The following is a 16,308-nucleotide window of genomic DNA, read 5'->3' as shown; positions in this document are numbered from 1 at the left end:
GGCGGCTGCGGCCAGGACCGGAAATGCCTTCGCCGCCGTGGTTTCGCCGGCACCGGCGGCCACCGGCGTGCTTCACGCGGCGAAGCCGGCAAGATCGGGTTATTCTTGCGCCTCGCACATGATCTCTCACTCTGTGTGACGGGCCGGCGGTGGCGACGTCGTTCGCCGCGCGGTGGCCCGGCAACGGACCTCCAAGGAGGCGAACCGAGTGGTACTGCCGTGCATCAAACCTTCTGCGCGTCCCGCCCGAGTGCTGCCCCGCTGTTCGTCCACGACCCGCCGGGTGGCCGTGGCCGTGTCGACGATGCTGGTCGCCCTGGCCACTCCCGGTGTGACCGGTGCCGCTGCCCAGTCCGGTGGGTCCGCTGCCGGGCGCACTGCGCCGCTGCTGGATCCTCGCGGACCCTATGGCGCCTGGGCCGGCTACAGCCTCGGCCACCGCAGAAGCCCCCGGTCGGCGTTGCCTGCTTCCTCCACCGAGGGCGTGGCCGGCATGGATGTCAGTGGGCACCAGGGCCGCGTCGATTGGGATCGAGCCCGGGCGGCCGGGGCGCGCTTCACCTACGTCAAGGCCACCGAGGGCACCACCTACCAAAGTCCCGTGTTCCCCCAGCAGTACAACGGCTCCTACCGGGTCGGCATGATCCGCGGGGCTTATCACTTCGCGCTGCCCAATGTCTCCAGCGGGGCGGCCCAGGCCCGCTTCTTCGTCGACAACGGCGGCGGATGGTCGGCCGACGGGCGCACGCTGCCCGGGGCCCTGGACATCGAGTACAACCCATACGGCCCCATGTGCTATGGGCTGAGCCCGCAGGAGATGTCCCGGTGGATCACCGATTTCAGCACCACCTACCGTGCCCGCACGGGTCGGTATCCGGCCATCTACACCACTCGCCACTGGTGGAACACCTGCACCGGTGGTGCTGAGGGCTTCGCCGCCACGCACCCGTTGTGGGTCGCCCGGTACGGGCCCGAGGTCGGGGCGCTGCCCGCCGGGTGGAACTACCACACCATCTGGCAGTTCAACGACCACGGAACGTTTCCCGGCGACCAGAACACCTTCAACGGCAGCATGGCCCAGCTCAAGCAATTCACCCGCTGAAAAGGCCGGTCAGTTCGGCACCACTCTCGCAGGGATGGGCCGGTCGTTGGCGATGGCTTCGAACATCGCCGAGGCCTGCGGCGAGTCCCACTTGACCACCGACTGGCCGTTGAGCCTGCCGAACCCGGCGATCGGCACGGTGGTGGTGATGCCCTGGCCACTGCTGATGTCGTTCATGGTCCAGGCCAGCCATGCCAGGTGCCAGATGTGGTCGTTGTTGTCGATCAGGAAGGTGTCGCCGATCCCGGAAATCAGGGGAAACATGCGCAGCGGGTTGAACAGGGTGGCCGGGCTGGTGACTTTGCCGATCAGTGCGCCGAGGAGTTTGCGCTGGTTTTCCACCCGCTGCAGGTCCCCTTCGGCGAAGGCGCGGCTGCGCACGAATCCCAGCGCCTGGGCCCCGTCGAGGTGCTGGCACCCGGCGGCCAGGTCGATACCGGCCTTCGGATCGCGCAGCGGTTCGTCCAGGCACATCTCGACGCCGCCGACGGCGTTGACCAACTCGGCGAAGCCGCCGAGGCCGATCTCGGCATAGTGATCCAGATGCACACCGGTGATCGTCTCCACGGTCTGCACGAGCAGTTTCGGGCCACCGTAGGCGAAAGCGGCATTGAGTTTGCCTCGTCCGTGCCCGGCGATCGGCACCGAGGAATCCCGGGGCAGGCTGATCAGGGACGGCTGACCCTGTCCGGCGGGGATGTGTACCAGCATCATGGTGTCGGTGCGGCGTCCCCCGGCGTCGCCTGCGGAGAGTTCCTCACGCCGGGACTCGTCGAGGCCTTGGCGGCTGTCGGAGCCCACCAACAGCCAGTTCGTGCCCGGGGTGTCGGGGATGCGGCCCTCGTAGTCGGCCAGGGCCGGGGTGCGCTGCAGCACACTGTCGACGTAGAACACCAGAGCGGCCAGCAGCACCACCACGAGCCCCACCGCGATGCCGGCACGGCGCGGCCACCGCCGCTTGTTTCTCGGCTTCGTCGTCGGCCGCGGCGACGGGGGAGTTCCCCCCGTGGACGGAGGCCGCGCCGTGCCGGGCTGCTGTGGTGGCGGGGGTGGACCGCCCTGCGACCGGATGGGTTGTGTTCGAGCCTGCTGGGGCCGGTCGGCGCCGTGGTAGTAGTCGTAACCTGCTTGCCCCGGCTGTCCTGGTTGTCCTTGCGGCCGGTTCGGTCGGGGCCGCCGACCTCGGGGCGGCTGGTTGGCCGACCAATCGTTCATGACCTCACACCCGCGGGATTCGCCTCGCCGGCATCGTCTGCCATGCCGACCTTCCCGGGAAGCATCCCAGAAACGCCACACCTTCCCACAGGCCCACTGGTGCGCGTCCGCCTGCGGCGACGATCACCGCAGGCCGGACAGGGCTCGGAGGAAGGCAGATCCCGAATCCGGTCCCTCGAGCCCCACGGTCGCCGAAGACACGCGGCGCTCACCCGGTCATGGCCGCCTCGACCGCCTCGGCCCAGATCGATACCGCGTCATCGACCTGCTCGGTGGTCACCACCAGCGGCGGGATCATCCGCACCACGTTGGCGTGCGGGCCGCAGGTCAGCAGCAACAGTCCCCGCTCGGCGGCGGCCTGCTGCGCCCGGGCGGCACCGGCCGTGTCCGGCTTGCCGTCGCCGGTGGTGAACTCGTTGCCGACCATGAGTCCCCGGCCCCGCACATCGCCGATCACGGGGTGCTCGGCGGCGACCTTGCGCAGTCCTTCGGCCAGCCGGTCGCCCTGCTCGGCGGCATTGGCCACGAGCCCCTCCTCGTGCACGACATCCAGGGTGGCCACGGCCGCGGCGGCGGCCACGGCATTGCCGCCGTAGGTGCCGCCCTGCGAACCCGGCCAGGCCCGCGCCATGAGCTCGTCCGAGGCCGCCATCGCCGACAGCGGAAAACCACTGGCCAAGCCCTTGGCGGTGAGCACCACATCCGGGCGCACACCGGCATGGTCGATGCCCCAGAACCGGCCGGTGCGGCCCACTCCGGTCTGCACCTCGTCGACGATCAGCAGGGCCCCGTGCCGGTCGGCGCGCTCGCGCAGCCCGGCCAGAAACTCCGGCGGCGCCGGAATGTAGCCGCCTTCGCCGAGGACCGGCTCGACGATGAACGCGGCAGTGTCGGCAGGAGCGCTGGCCGTGGCCAGCACATGGTCGAGTTCGGTCAGGGCGAACCGCACCGCCTCGGCCTCCGAGCACCCGTGACGATAGGCCTCCGGGAACGGGGAGAAGACCACGCCCGGCATCATCGGCCCGATCCCGGCTCGGGTTTTGACCCCCGAGGTGGTCAAGGCACCGGCACCCATCGTGCGGCCGTGGAAGCCGCCGTGAAACGCCACGATGTTCTGACGTCCGGTGGCTTGGCGCGCCAGGCGCACGGAGGCTTCCACGGCCTCGCTGCCGGAGTTGACGTAGAACAGCCGGTCCAGCCCGGCGGGCAGGACCTCGCCGAGCCGCTCGGTGAGCTGCAGCAGCGGCCGGTGCATCACGGTCGTGTACTGGCCGTGGATGAGGGTACCCACCTGCTGCTGGGCGGCTTCGACCACACGCGGGTGGCAATGGCCGGTACTGGTGACTCCGATCCCGGCGGTGAAGTCGAGGTAGCGGCGTTCGTCCTCATCGTAGAGGTGGACACCGTCGCCCCGAGCGGCCAGCACCGGCGTGGCCTGTTTCAGTACCGGCGAGAGCTCAGCCATGATCGACTCCAACCTTTCCCGGACAGGCCGCGCCGCCAGCGCGCGAGCCCACCACCGCACGACCCGTATGATTGTTGACAATTTCTGCTGACATGCAACCATCACGGTTGCTTCCTGTCCACCGCCGAGCCAAGAAGGGCCATCCCACGACCATGAGCGCGCACGAACAGCCATCCCACCCCCGGGAAACCACCGTCGTCGAGGCTGCCCCCAAACAACTGTTCATCGGCGGGAAATGGTGCTCGGCCGGCCAGGACCGCACCTACGACGTCGAGGACCCCGCCACCGGCCGGACGCTGTGCACGGTCGCCGACGCCGACGCCGACGACGGGCTGGCCGCGCTGGCCGCCGCCGACCAGGCCCAGCACGACTGGGCCCAGCACCCGCCCCGTCAGCGCGGGGAGATCCTGCGGCGGGCGTTCGAACTCATCACCGCCCGCCACGAGGATCTGTCGCTGCTGATGACCCTGGAAATGGGCAAGCCGCTGGCCGAATCCCGCGCCGAAATCACCTATGCCGCCGAGTTCTTCCGGTGGTTCGCCGAGGAGGCCGTGCGCATCGACGGCGACTATGCGGTCGCCCCCAACGGCAAGGGCCGGTTTTTGGTGATGCGCCAACCGGTCGGCCCGGCGGTGATGATCACCCCGTGGAACTTCCCCATGGCCATGGGCACCCGCAAGATCGGCCCCGCCATCGCCGCCGGCTGCACGATGGTGCTCAAACCCGCTCACCAAACTCCGCTGACCATGCTGGCTCTGGCTGCCATCCTCAGCGAGGCGGGCCTGCCCGACGGGGTCCTCAATATCATCACCTCCCAGAGCGCGGGCCGGGTGATGGAACCGGTCATCCGCGATCCGCGCGCCCGCAAACTCACCTTCACCGGCTCCACCGCAGTCGGCCGCAGGCTCATCGAGCAATCGGCCGAGCAGGTCTTGAAGACGTCCATGGAACTCGGCGGCAACGCCCCGTTCCTCGTCTTCGCCGACGCCGATGTCGATGCCGCCGTCGACGGCGCGATGCTGGCCAAGATGCGCAACATCGGGGAGGCGTGCACGGCGGCCAACCGCTTCTACGTGCACGCCGACGTCGCCGAGGAGTTCTCCCGCAAACTCACCGACCGGATGCGCAGCCTGCGGATCGGCCGGGGCGTCAGTGACGACATCGAGGTCGGCCCCCTCATCGATGCCGACCAGTGCGACAAGGTCACCGAGCTGGTCACCGACGCCGTCGAACGCGGCGCCGAGGTCGTCCTCGGCGGTCGACGCGGCGAAGGCCAGGGCCACTTCTACCCCCCGACCGTGCTGACCGGCGTGCCCGCCGACGCTCGATTGACCCGCGAGGAGATCTTCGGGCCGGTGGCGGCGATCACCACCTTCACCGATGAGCAGGCCGTGCTCGACGAGGCCAACAACACCGAATACGGCCTGGTCAGCTACGTCTACACCCAGGATCTCCATCGGGGGATTCGAGTCTCGGAAGCTCTGGAGACCGGCATGGTCGGGCTCAACCAGGGTGTGGTGTCCAATCCGGCGGCTCCGTTCGGCGGGGTCAAGCACTCCGGGTTGGGCCGCGAAGGCGGCAAGGTCGGCATCGAGGAATTTCTGGAGACCAAGTACGTCGCCGTCGGTGGTGTGTGAAGCCACCGACTCGGTTCGGGCTGCCCCTGCCCAGCGTGGGCAGCCCGAACCGGACTTGCTGCGCGTGCCGTCCGGGTTTGCTCGACTCGGCATAGGCAGCTCGCGCAGCGTGTCGCGCAGGCACGACATCACCGCCTGCCTCGACAGGTAAGCAGACGTCTTGCCGTCCTACTCGGCCAGGGAACCGTTGAGACGGTCCAGCGCGTCGTTCATGTGTGCCTCCAGCCGCGACAGCAGCAACGGCTCGTCACCGGCCTCGACCGCCTCCACCAGACCGCGGTGCTCATCGATGAGGGCCTGCGCATCGGCCGGGTACTTGTCCTGCAGCGCGGTCAGACACATCCGCTTTTCCACCAGCAGTGTCCGGGCCATCCGCTGCAGCCGCGGGCTGTGCGAGCCTCGCACCAGCGTCTCGTGGAACTCCTGGTCGGCATCGGTGAGCTCGCTGCGGTCGCCGGTGGTCGCCGCCGAGACCATCCGGGCGTGGGCAGCGGTCAACTCGGCCACCGCCTCCACCCGGTGATCCCGGATGATGCGTTCACAGGCGGCTCGTTCCACCGCCAGCCGCGCAGTGTAGAGATCGCGGATATCCTCGGCATCCATCGTGGTCACGAACAGACCCCGGTGCGGTTCGCTGTGGAGCAGGCCTTCCTGCACCAGACGCTGCATCGCCTCCCGCAGCGGGCCTCGGCTGACTCCCAGCCGGGTGGCCAGATCCGCCTCACCCATCTGACTGCCCGGTGGCAGCGAGCCGTACATGATCGCCGACCGCAGCTGGTCGGCCACGATCGCCGCCGTGGATTTGCGCTGGACCGGCTCCAACTCACCGGGCTGATTCTGCTCGTCGATTCCGAGCACGTTTCACCATCTCCTCAATGCGGGGCGCTGTGTTGTCTCCCCTGATGTCCCGGCGGCGGCCTTCCCGGGCCACCCGCGCCGCAACAGCGCTGCCACGCCCTCGTGGGCATGGCGATGACCGGCCCACCCACGCAAGCACCGATGTCGGTCGATTGTCGACAATGTTACCCCGTAGGCTCAACATCCTCACTTGAGATGAAACCTTCTCGTAGTACGGCGGTGACACAGCAAACCGCTGCCCGGCCGGCCCCGGGCACAGATCCTGCGACGTTCGGTCTCCGGCGGGACCAACCGGCACAACTCGCCTTCGAGGCGCAGCGAGCACAGCCGGATCGGTGTGCCGTCCGCGGCATACGCACCGGTGTGTATGGGTATCGCGATGCCACCACACCAACTTGCGCCACACCGGCACGCCTCGGGAAGGGAGACATCGAGCAGAATGACCAACACCGCACACCTGCTGACCGTCAGCGCAGGCCGAGCACCCCGCATCGTCGTCTGCGATGACCAGGGCGCTCCCATCACGGACGTGCCGTTGTCGTCGACATGCCACTCGAATCACGTCGACAGGAACTTGCGTGTCACCGGCTGGAGGCGCAGCGCCGAGTGGGCCATCACCAAGGACGGCTGGCTCGCGCCCGTCGTGCCCTCCTGAGCCCTATGAGGAGCCGATGATCGAGACAGAGCAGTCCCAGTACGGGATGATCGAGCTGCTGTCGATGCTCGTGATCGTCACCGGAGTACCCGTGGCCGGGGAATCGACGGCCCTGCAAATCGTCTGGTTCATCGCACTGGCCGCCGCGACGTTGTTGACGTGGCGAGAATTCAAACAGGCCACGCCCACGCCGACCTGACCGACGAGAAAACCTCGATAGCAGCTCCGCCGGGTCGAAGCAGGCTGCCGGGGAAAACCCGATGACCCGGGCGGGAACCGGCTCGGCCGAGCATCCTTACTGCGCTCACCCACTCGCCTCGGGCCACGAGAAACCAGCACGGTTGCCGCCCCCGGCCAGGGGACCGACAACCCCTTCAGTTCTGCAGGAACGTCAACATGCCGACGACGGCTGCCTCGACCATGCGCGACAGCGTCGGCTCGGGCTCGGGAGCGAAGAAGGGTGAGTGGTTGCCGGCCACGGTGGTCGAGATCGTCCCCTCGGCCTCGGCCTCGGCCTCGGCCTCGGCCTCGGCCTTGGCATGCAGCTCGGGCTCGGTGCCACCGATGAACCAGAAGCAGTACGGGACGTCGATCGCCTCGGCCAGCAGCCCGAAGTCCTCGCTGCCCATCAACAGTTGCCCCTCGCTGATGCTGTCGCTGCCCCAGAACTCGCCGAGTGCCGCCATCGTCCGGACTGTGGTGGTCTCGTCGTTGACCAGCCGTGGGAATCGGGAGAGCTCGGTGACCAGCGGCTCGGGAGCGCCGGATGCGGTGGCTTCGGCCGTGATGATGCGCTGCAGTGAATCGAGGACCCGCCGGCGCACCCGCTCGTCGAAGGTGCGCACGTTGAGGGTGAACATCGCCGAGTCGGGGATGATGTTTTCCTTCATCCCACCGGCGATCCGCCCGATCGTCACCACGGCCGAGTCCATCGGGTCGACCTCGCGTGCGGCAACGGTCTGGATCCGCGTGATCGTGCAGGCCACCTGCACGATCGGGTCGATGGACAGGTGCGGTTGGGAGCCGTGTGCACCACGGCCGAACATCGTCACCTGCCACGAGTCGGCCATCGAGGCTGCGGTTCCGTGCCGATACTGCACGGCCCCCGCAGGCCCCGGGCCGACGTGCTGGCCCAGGATGACCTCGGGATGCGGAGCACGGTCCCAGAGCCCGTCGTCGACCATCGCCCGGGCGCCTGTGGCGGTCTCCTCACCCGGCTGGAAGATCAGCACGATCGTCCCGGTCCAGGCGTGCCGTGACCGCTCCAGCAGTGTGGCGCTGATCAGCAGCGATGCCGTGTGCGTGTCGTGGCCGCACCCGTGCATGACCGGTGTTTCGGTGCCGTCCGGCAGCACTCCGGTCGCCGTCGAGGCGTAGTCGAGTCCGGTCTGCTCGACGATCGGCAACGCGTCGGTGTCGGCGCGGAATGCCACGACCGGGCCCGGGCCGTTCTCGAGGACTCCGACGACGCCGGTCGCACCGCACCGGAAAGTCGGGATATGGAGTTCCTCCAGGTGCGATTCGATCAGCCGTGCGGTCTCGTGCTCCTGCATCGACAGCTCCGGATGGGCGTGCAGATGCCGGTAGAGGCCGTGCAGATCGGTGCGCAGCTCCTCCAGGCCAGCGAGGACCGTGCCTGCCGTGGTGCTCTCCGTGGTCTCGGACAATGTCATGCGGATACCTCGCTCTTGTCGTTTTCAGCGGCGGATTCGGCCGTGTCGCGCAGCAGCACGGACAGCAGCACGGACGCGATGGCGCACACGGCCATGGCGTAGACGGAGGTCGAGGGCACGAGCGGAACCAGCACGAAACTTCCCGCGGCACCGCACAGGAGCGCGATCAGCACGGTGCGCCGCTGCCGTGCGGCCATGACCGCCTGGATGAACACCGGCCCCAAAATCGCGGGCACGACGTAGTCGAAGACCTGCTGCACCGACGCCGGGATCAGCGACACCACCCAGCTGCCCAGGAACCCCACGAACACCAGCAGCGACACCAGATGCACCGTGGCCGCACCGATGATGGCCATGACGGTGGTGATCTCGGCCTTGGCCGTGCCCTGCTCGGTACCGACGGCATTCTGCGCCGCCATCGCCGAGGGCAACAGCTTGTTGGAGATATTGCCGATCATGAACGCCTGGTAGGTCGATGCGGGACCGAGCATCGGGTAGTACGTGATCGGCTCGACGATCCACAACACCCCGAAGACGGCGGCCAGGGCGCCCCACGCCTGCAGCACCGCAGCGAATCCGGGCCAGTATCCCAGGCCGAACATCAGATACATCGGGCCCGCCAGCGAGATCACGAGCCCGGCGAGCATCGTGCCCTGTCCCCATCGGGAGGTGGTGCGGCGGAAAAGAACGACCGGATCGGAAGACATGGGGATTGCTCCTTCGGAAAACGCCGTGCGGAACCGGAAAGACTCACGCAGGGACAGCACGCGGCCGGGCCGCAGAAACCGCACCGTGGTCGCAGCCGTTCGATGCCCAACCGGGCACCGGGCTCACAGCGCGATGCCGGCCGCGACCAGGGCCGCGGCCATGGCGATGCCCACCGACCATTCCTTGATCCATTGCACCGTCAGCCGCGCGGCGGCGACACGGAGACCGGCCATGACGGCGGCTCCGGTGGCGTAGGTGATCAGGTGGATGTGCGACGTTTGCACTTTCTCCAACCCCAGGTAACAAAACGCGGCGATCATCGCCGCGCTCGGCACGATCGTCATCACAACCGGGTTCATCCGGCGGACCCTGCGGTCGGCGCGCCGAAGCATCGGCGTACAGAGCAACGTACTGAGCATCCAGGCCGCGCCACCGAGACTCATCGTGAAAAACACCAGCGCAAACACCCCGTTGTCGTAGCCGGAACCCCCGAGCTCGACCCCGAGGGTTCCGGCGGCGGTCTGCGCGGAAACCACCTCGAAAGCGGCCGAGCCGATCAACCCGATCCGCAGCAGAACAGCGGGTGTGCCGAACACCGGCAACAGACTGATCGCGATGAACACCACAGCCAGTGACGGGCCCAGCGCGGAAAAGGCCCCCGTCCGGAAGGCCCCCACGAGCTCGGTGCGGCTCATCCCCACCGCCGGTGCCGCCCGGCGGGCAGCGCGCAAGTAGGCGAAGGACTGCACCACGATCACGACAAAGACACCGAGCGAGGCGATCCACAGGATCGGCGAGCTCGCGATACCTGGAGTGTTCACCTGCGACCTCCGGTAGTGGGTTGGTGGGGCGCGCCGGTGGGTGCTGCCCGAAACGGTTCCGGGCAGCATGCCGAAAATGCCGTTTCCTTCCTTGCGATCGCAGGAAGATTCCACTGGGATATGCGCGGTGCAGGAATATTCGACCATGGACGAGACGGATCTGGCCCTGGTGCACGCGTTGCAACTCCAGCCACGTGTCACCTGGGCGCGGCTTGCCCGTATCCTCGATGTCGACGCGTCAACCCTGACCCGCCGCTGGGCACGGTTGAGCAGGCAAGGTCTGGCGTGGTTCAGCTGCTATCCGTCCAACACCAAGGACTGGACGGGGCATGCTTGGGAAGCCGGAGCGCTCGTCGAGGTCGAGTGCTTGCCCGGCTGGCGCCAGGCGGTCATGGACCACCTGATGCGCAGAGCCGCCGTGTGGAATATCGATGCCACATCCGGGCGTCGCGATCTGATGCTGACCATGCGGGCACCGAGCATCGCCGATCTCGACAACGATGTCGTCACCTCCATCGCCACGATCGACGGTATCCGGGCGACCCGCACGCACTTCTTCCGTTCCGTGATCCGCGAAGGCTCCAGCTGGCGTCTGAACGCACTCTCCCCGCAGCAGCAGCGTGAGCTCACTCCGGCCTCCGCCCGCGAGGGCCGAGCACGGCCGAACACCCGGGATCTCGAACTGTTGAAAATACTCGGACCCGACGCCCGGCTCCCGGCTTCGGCCGTGGCCGAACAACTCGGATGCTCGGTGAGCACGGCAAGCCGGTGGCTCGAGCGACTCGTCGACTCGAAATTCACCTCGATACGCTGCGATGTCGCTCACTACATCGCCGGCTGGCGGGTCGCGGCGACGCTGTGGCTCGACGTCCCGCAGCAGGACCTGCGGACAGTGGCAGCCGCGATCGCCCGCCTCCCGCAGATCCGGCTCTGCGCCACCATCGGCAGCGAGGCCAATCTCGTCGCCCAGGTGTGGTTGCACCGCCTCGAAGATCTGGACCAGTTCGAAACACTGCTTGCCACGCAGTTTTCGGGCACCCGCGTCCTCGACCGATGGATCACGCCCCGTTTCGCCAAACGGCTCGGGCACATCATCGGCCACGACGGCCGCCAGACCGGTTTCGTCTCCTTCTTCGCCACCCCGTAGGCCTCGTCGGGCACTCCGCCGGGGTGGTTGCCACAGTCGCAGGACCCGGCGGCACGGTCGGGAAGCGACACCACGTGTCGCGGTGGCCGAACGCCAGGGCGACGCGCCGAAGCCGAGGATTGTTGACAATCCTACGGGGTCTTCGTAGCGTATCCCTGCCTCGCCCGCCAGACGTGTTCCCATCCTCCTCGTTTCCGGCAGCGAAAGCAGACCATGACCGACACGAAACCCACCGTCGTCATCCTGCACGACGGCACCTATCCCCTGGCGATGCTCGGCATCAACGACATCGCCCACGTTCGCTACGCCACCGAGGACGAACTGCCCCAGGCACTCCCCGGCGCCGACGTCCTGTTCGTCTGGCACTTCCTGTCCGAGGCCGTCGCCGAAGCCTGGCCCGCCGCCACCGACCTGCGCTGGATCCACGTCGCCAGCGCCGGCGTCGACCGGCTGCTGTTCGACGAGCTACGCCACTCCGGAGTGGTGGTGACCAACTCGCGCGGCATCTTCGACCGGCCCATGGCCGAATACGTCCTGGCCACCGTGCTGGCCTTCGCCAAAGACCTGCACACCAGCATACGACTGCAGGACGGCAAGCACTGGCAGCACCGCGAGACCGAACGCATCGAGGGCACCGCGGCACTGGTCGTGGGAACCGGACCCATCGGCCGTGCCATCGCCGCACAGCTGTCCGCCGCCGGGATGTCGGTTTCCGGCGCCGGCCGCCTGGCCCGCGCCGACGACCCCGACTTCGGCGACGTCCACGCCTCCGATGACCTGCACGGCGTGCTCGGCACCTTCGACTACGTCATCCTGGCCGCCCCCCTGACCGAACAAACCCGCGGTCTCATCGACGCCACCGCACTCGCCCGGTTCAAACCCACCGCACGGCTGATCAACGTCGGCCGCGGATCACTCGTCGTGCAGGAAGACCTCGTGGAGGCCTTGACCGCCGGCCGTATCGCCGGAGCCGCCCTCGACGTCTTCGACATCGAACCTCTGCCGGAAACCTCCCCCCTGTGGGACATGTCCAACGTGTTGATCTCGCCCCACATGTCCGGCGACACCATCGGGTGGACCGAGGACCTGATCACCCTGTTCACCACCAACCTGCGCCGCTATCTCCACGGCAACGACCCGGCCAATGTGGTCGACAAGCAACGCGGCTACGTCAGCGGATCGGAGAGCACCTGATGTCGGAGACCACACACACGCCCCACCCCACTCACACCACCCCGCAGACACCACGCTCGGCAGCCGACCTCACCGCCACGGAAATGCTGGCCGCCTTCGCCTCCGGCGAACTCTCCCCCACCGAAGCCACCGAAGCCACCCTGCAACGCATCGCCGACAGCAACGACACCGTCAACGCCTACTGCCTCATCGACGCCGAGGCCGCCCGCACCCAGGCCCGCGCCTCCGAGCAACGCTGGCACCACGGACACCCCCACGGCGCACTCGACGGGATACCGGCCTCGATCAAAGACATCTTCCTCACCAGCGGCTGGCCGACCCTGCGCGGCTCCCGCACCATCGAGGCGAATCAGACCTGGGCCGTCGACGCGCCACCGGTAGCGCGGATGCGCGAACACAACGCCGTACTCATCGGCAAAACCACCACACCGGAACTGGCCTGGAAAGGCGTCACCGACAACCCACTGACCGGCATCACCCGCAACCCCTGGGACCCCACCCGCACCGCAGGCGGATCCAGCGGGGGTGCCGCGGCCGCCGTCGCACTCGGCATGGCCCCCCTGGCCATCGGCACCGACGGAGGCGGCTCGGTCCGCATCCCCGCCTCCTTCTGCGGAATCTGCGCCCTCAAACCCACCTACGGGCGCATCCCGCACTACCCGGCCAGCCCGTTCGGCACACTCGCCCATGCGGGCCCCCTCACCACCACGGTCGCCGAAACGGCACTGATGATGGACGTTCTCTCCGAACCCGACAGCCGCGACTGGTCCGCACTGGCACCACCCACCGCCTCCTACCGAGGCGGACTCGACGCGGGAGTACGCGGTCTGCGCATAGCCTTCAGCTCCGACCTCGGATACGCCACCGTCGACCCCGACGTGGCCACCACCGTCGCCCGTGCCGTGCAGGTATTCCAGGAACTCGGCGCCTCGGTCGAACCCGCCGACCCCGGATTCGGCGACCCCGTCGACGACTTTCACATCCTGTGGTCCACCGGAGCAGCCAAATCCATCGAACACCTCAGCAGCCAGCAGCGAACACTGCTGGACCCAGGACTGCGGGAGGTCTGTGAGCAGGGCCTGAGCTACTCCGCCCAGGACTACCTCGAAGCCACCAACACCCGCATGCAACTCGGCCTGCGTATGGGTCTTTTCCACGACACCTACGATCTGCTGCTGACCCCCACCGTCCCGGTGGCTCCCTTCGAAGCCGGAACCGAAGTGCCCCCCGGCTCCTCTTTCCCCCGATGGACCGGGTGGACATCGCTGACCTACCCGTTCAACATGACCCAGCAGCCCGCCGCCAGCATCCCCTGCGGATTCACCTCCGAGGGCCTGCCGGTCGGCTTGCAGATCATCGGCCCCCGCCACGCCGACGCCCGCGTCCTGCAAGCCGCCCACGCCTTCGAACAAGCCCGCCCCTGGAACCGACCCACCCCCTAGCAACGCAGCCCACCGGCCACCGGAACTCGATTCGCCGCGCAACCACCAGGGTCTCCGCCGCCACGGGAACACGACCGTGTCCAACGGCTTGCGCACAACGCAGCCTGGGATACCCACAAGGGTGTGGTCGGTATCGTTCTGATGATCGTCGCGGCATTGCTCAACGCCGCGGCATCAGTACTGCAGCGCCGTGCGACCAAGGACGAGCCCGATTCGGCCGCGTTCTCGGTCGGGATGGTCCTGGACCTGGTACGCCGCCCGGCGTGGATACTCGGCATCCTCGCCATGCTCAGTGGGTTCCTGCTCCACGGAATCTCGATCTCGCTGTCCCAGCTCGCGTTGGTGCAGCCACTGCTCGTGGCCGAGCTGCCCTTCACCCTGATCCTGGCATCATGGGCGTTTCGGATGCCGATACCACGCCGGGACTGGCTGGCCATCGGCATGCAATCGGCCGGGCTCGCCGCCTTCGTCGGCTGCCTGGCTCCCTCCGGCGGCGACCCGCGCGTGCCCGCTGCAACGTGGGCGCTGGGCATCGGTGCGACGGTGATAGCGGTGATCACGCTGGTGGTGCTGGGTTACCACGGAAGACACGAGCACCGAGCCGCCCTACTGGGCATCGCGACCGGGGCGACATTCGGATTGAACTCCTCGTTGATCGCCGGCATCGGCGCTGCCGTCAGCCACGGCGGCAACCTGATCACCACCTGGCAAACCTACGGCGTCGCGGTCATCGCCCCACTCTCGTTTTTCATGCTGCAGAATGCATTGCAGGCAGGAAACCTGGTTGCCTCCCAACCGGGATTCACACTGACCAACCCGCTGGTGTCGGTGGCATGGGGCCTGGCGGTGTTCGACGAGCACGCCCGCAGCGGCCTGTTCCTGATCGGCACGATCTCCGGTGCGGCACTCATCGGACTCGGAACGATCATGCTGGCGCAGTCGGTCATGCTCGACCCGACCCAGCACGAACAACAAGATCGGTCTTCCGGCGAGAGCGGCACACAAACACCGTAGACATCCGAGGTCTGCCCCACAGCGGCCGGACCCCTCGGCACTGCAACCCGTCAGCACTTCCGCAGAGGATCGCCGCCGTGGCGGTCACGACGGCGGGAACGCTGCGATGCCGGCTTCCGGTCTCCGCGTCTGCCACCGAGGCAGCCTGCGCACCCACTGACCGACCGTGCCTGCGATGACGAGAACCAGCACCGGCACGAATCCCCACCGGTAGGCATCCACCGCCGACAGCTCCCCGACCATCCGCAGGAGACCACCGACACCGAGCTGGATCAGCACCGCCGCGGTGAACCCTCCCATGTTGACCACCCCGGAAGCCGTTCCCGACCGGTGCGCCGCATTGGCCGAGCGGGCACCGTCGAACGCCAGCATCGCCGCGCCGCCACCGGCCCCGAGCACGATCAACACCATCATCAACAGCGGCAACGGCAGAACACCGGGCCACCCGATGATCACCATCCAGGTCGCCGCCACCGCCGAGGACATCCACAGAGTGCACGCCTGACGACGCCGCGGCCGGCCGGCAACGTACTGCCCTGCCAGCCACGATCCGGCCAGGAACCCGAGCACACACACCAGCACCAGCGTTCCCGCGTCCGCACTGCCGTATCCCTGGGCCCGGGTCAGCCACGGCGGCCCCCACAGGGCGGTCACCGCCACAAACTGGCCCATCAGCACGAAATGCACCCAAAACGAGTGGCGCGTACCACGCTGAGCCCACACCGTGCGCAAGGCCTGCCCGATCCGCTCGGCGGGATTGTTCCCGGCAGGCTCGTCACCAGTAACCGTGTCCGACGGCCTGTTCCGGATGATTCCGGCAGCCCCCAGTGCCAGGACCGCCGTCAACGCAGCCGCCCCGACGAACGTCGGCTCCCAACCGAGGTCGTACAGGGCGGCGCTGAGCGGAACAGTGGCCATCACCTGACCGAGACCCCCCACAAGCCCGGTCAGCGCCGCGATCTTGCCGAACCGGTTGGCCGGGAACCAGTGCGCCACCAGCCGCAGCACATTGGTGAACATGAACGCATCGCCGAAACCGATCAACATCCGGCCCGCGATACCGCCGAGCAGTGAACCGCTGAAGCCGAACACGGCCGAACCCACCGCCAGCGCGATCATGCCACCGGTGATGACCTTACGCGGTCCGAGTCGATCGGCGAGCAGACCCGACGGAACCTGCAGAGCCAGATACACACCGAGTTGCAGCGCCGAGAACAACGACAGCACGGCAGGGCCTGCCGAGAACCTCTCCAGAGCCTGCGGTGCCGCCACTCCGAGACTCGCCCGGTGGAACAGAGCCGCGAAGTAGCACAGCACTCCCAAACCCCATACCACCCAGGCACCGCGCCATGAACGCGCAGACTCAGCCTGTGTCTG

At 67.9% G+C, this 16,308-nt stretch carries 15 protein-coding genes; 8 read left to right on the top strand and 7 right to left on the bottom strand.

From position 1 onward, the window contains the following. Window positions 1-214 precede the first annotated feature (214 nt). Window positions 215-1,102 (top strand): lysozyme, encoded by an 888-nt coding sequence (locus JOF55_RS00155; protein WP_374727331.1) that lies wholly within the window; start codon window positions 215-217, stop codon window positions 1,100-1,102. Window positions 1,103-1,111: 9 nt separating this feature from the next. Here the strand turns inward: JOF55_RS00155 and JOF55_RS00150 are convergent, their stop codons facing one another. Together JOF55_RS00150 and JOF55_RS00145 are read right to left on the bottom strand one after the other, a co-directional pair. Next, window positions 1,112-2,317: an LCP family protein gene (locus tag JOF55_RS00150; protein ID WP_310267630.1), complete on the bottom strand. Its 1,206-nt coding sequence runs from the start codon at window positions 2,315-2,317 to the stop codon at window positions 1,112-1,114. Window positions 2,318-2,525: 208 nt separating this feature from the next. After that, window positions 2,526-3,782: an aspartate aminotransferase family protein gene (locus JOF55_RS00145; protein ID WP_310267627.1), complete on the bottom strand. Its 1,257-nt coding sequence runs from the start codon at window positions 3,780-3,782 to the stop codon at window positions 2,526-2,528. A gap of 152 nt (window positions 3,783-3,934) precedes the next feature. Here JOF55_RS00145 and JOF55_RS00140 point away from each other — a divergent pair, with 152 nt between their 5' ends. After that, window positions 3,935-5,419, top strand: coding sequence for an NAD-dependent succinate-semialdehyde dehydrogenase (locus tag JOF55_RS00140; protein ID WP_310267624.1), 1,485 nt, complete (start codon window positions 3,935-3,937; stop codon window positions 5,417-5,419). 168 nt (window positions 5,420-5,587) lie between these two features. Here the strand turns inward: JOF55_RS00140 and JOF55_RS00135 are convergent, their stop codons facing one another. Next, window positions 5,588-6,277 (bottom strand): GntR family transcriptional regulator, encoded by a 690-nt coding sequence (locus JOF55_RS00135; RefSeq protein WP_310267622.1) that lies wholly within the window; start codon window positions 6,275-6,277, stop codon window positions 5,588-5,590. Between the two features lie 439 nt (window positions 6,278-6,716). Between JOF55_RS00135 and JOF55_RS00130 the strand changes: the two genes are divergently transcribed. Together JOF55_RS00130 and JOF55_RS00125 are read left to right on the top strand one after the other, a co-directional pair. Continuing rightward, window positions 6,717-6,932, top strand: a complete 216-nt coding sequence (locus tag JOF55_RS00130; RefSeq protein WP_310267619.1) for a hypothetical protein — start codon at window positions 6,717-6,719, stop codon at window positions 6,930-6,932. A gap of 16 nt (window positions 6,933-6,948) precedes the next feature. Then, complete coding sequence (locus JOF55_RS00125; RefSeq protein WP_310267616.1) at window positions 6,949-7,131, top strand: hypothetical protein; 183 nt, start codon at window positions 6,949-6,951, stop codon at window positions 7,129-7,131. Between the two features lie 175 nt (window positions 7,132-7,306). Here the strand turns inward: JOF55_RS00125 and JOF55_RS00120 are convergent, their stop codons facing one another. The 3 genes from JOF55_RS00120 to JOF55_RS00110 all read right to left on the bottom strand — a co-directional run bounded on the left by JOF55_RS00120 (window position 7,307) and on the right by JOF55_RS00110 (window position 10,134). Continuing rightward, window positions 7,307-8,605, bottom strand: coding sequence for an amidohydrolase (locus JOF55_RS00120; RefSeq protein ID WP_310267613.1), 1,299 nt, complete (start codon window positions 8,603-8,605; stop codon window positions 7,307-7,309). Beyond that, window positions 8,602-9,312 (bottom strand): hypothetical protein, encoded by a 711-nt coding sequence (locus JOF55_RS00115; protein ID WP_310267610.1) that lies wholly within the window; start codon window positions 9,310-9,312, stop codon window positions 8,602-8,604. Before JOF55_RS00115 ends, JOF55_RS00120 begins: the two co-directional genes overlap by 4 nt. Window positions 9,313-9,435: 123 nt before the next feature. Continuing rightward, window positions 9,436-10,134: a DUF5058 family protein gene (locus JOF55_RS00110; protein ID WP_310267607.1), complete on the bottom strand. Its 699-nt coding sequence runs from the start codon at window positions 10,132-10,134 to the stop codon at window positions 9,436-9,438. Between the two features lie 145 nt (window positions 10,135-10,279). Between JOF55_RS00110 and JOF55_RS00105 the strand changes: the two genes are divergently transcribed. The 4 genes from JOF55_RS00105 to JOF55_RS00090 all read left to right on the top strand — a co-directional run bounded on the left by JOF55_RS00105 (window position 10,280) and on the right by JOF55_RS00090 (window position 14,931). Continuing rightward, window positions 10,280-11,281, top strand: coding sequence for an Lrp/AsnC family transcriptional regulator (locus tag JOF55_RS00105; RefSeq protein WP_310267604.1), 1,002 nt, complete (start codon window positions 10,280-10,282; stop codon window positions 11,279-11,281). 213 nt (window positions 11,282-11,494) lie between these two features. Continuing rightward, entirely contained in the window at window positions 11,495-12,475 is a 981-nt protein-coding gene (locus tag JOF55_RS00100; protein WP_310267602.1) for a D-2-hydroxyacid dehydrogenase, read from the top strand. Beyond that, window positions 12,475-13,917, top strand: a complete 1,443-nt coding sequence (locus JOF55_RS00095; protein WP_310267599.1) for an amidase — start codon at window positions 12,475-12,477, stop codon at window positions 13,915-13,917. The genes JOF55_RS00100 and JOF55_RS00095 overlap by 1 nt, the downstream gene beginning before the upstream one ends. Window positions 13,918-14,040: 123 nt before the next feature. Continuing rightward, entirely contained in the window at window positions 14,041-14,931 is an 891-nt protein-coding gene (locus JOF55_RS00090; protein ID WP_310267596.1) for a DMT family transporter, read from the top strand. A gap of 84 nt (window positions 14,932-15,015) precedes the next feature. Here the strand turns inward: JOF55_RS00090 and JOF55_RS00085 are convergent, their stop codons facing one another. After that, entirely contained in the window at window positions 15,016-16,266 is a 1,251-nt protein-coding gene (locus JOF55_RS00085; protein WP_310267593.1) for an MFS transporter, read from the bottom strand. Between the last annotated feature and the right edge of the window lie 42 nt (window positions 16,267-16,308).

It is taken from the genome of Haloactinomyces albus (assembly GCF_031458135.1).
Lineage (GTDB): Bacteria > Actinomycetota > Actinomycetes > Mycobacteriales > Pseudonocardiaceae > Haloactinomyces > Haloactinomyces albus.
Note: the sequence above shows the minus strand (reverse complement) of the source record. Positions and strands in the feature narration are given on the sequence as shown.

Excerpts from the sequence above, each read along its gene's own strand:
- JOF55_RS00130 (WP_310267619.1), top strand. The coding sequence starts at position 6,717 with ATGACCAACACCGCACACCTGCTGACCGTCAGCGCAGGCCGAGCACCC.
- JOF55_RS00105 (WP_310267604.1), top strand. The coding sequence starts at position 10,280 with ATGGACGAGACGGATCTGGCCCTGGTGCACGCGTTGCAACTCCAGCCA.
- JOF55_RS00115 (WP_310267610.1), bottom strand. The coding sequence starts at position 9,312 with ATGTCTTCCGATCCGGTCGTTCTTTTCCGCCGCACCACCTCCCGATGG.
- JOF55_RS00100 (WP_310267602.1), top strand. The coding sequence starts at position 11,495 with ATGACCGACACGAAACCCACCGTCGTCATCCTGCACGACGGCACCTAT.
- JOF55_RS00095 (WP_310267599.1), top strand. The coding sequence starts at position 12,475 with ATGTCGGAGACCACACACACGCCCCACCCCACTCACACCACCCCGCAG.
- JOF55_RS00140 (WP_310267624.1), top strand. The coding sequence starts at position 3,935 with ATGAGCGCGCACGAACAGCCATCCCACCCCCGGGAAACCACCGTCGTC.
- JOF55_RS00145 (WP_310267627.1), bottom strand. The coding sequence starts at position 3,782 with ATGGCTGAGCTCTCGCCGGTACTGAAACAGGCCACGCCGGTGCTGGCC.
- JOF55_RS00120 (WP_310267613.1), bottom strand. The coding sequence starts at position 8,605 with ATGACATTGTCCGAGACCACGGAGAGCACCACGGCAGGCACGGTCCTC.
- JOF55_RS00150 (WP_310267630.1), bottom strand. The coding sequence starts at position 2,317 with ATGAACGATTGGTCGGCCAACCAGCCGCCCCGAGGTCGGCGGCCCCGA.
- JOF55_RS00125 (WP_310267616.1), top strand. The coding sequence starts at position 6,949 with ATGATCGAGACAGAGCAGTCCCAGTACGGGATGATCGAGCTGCTGTCG.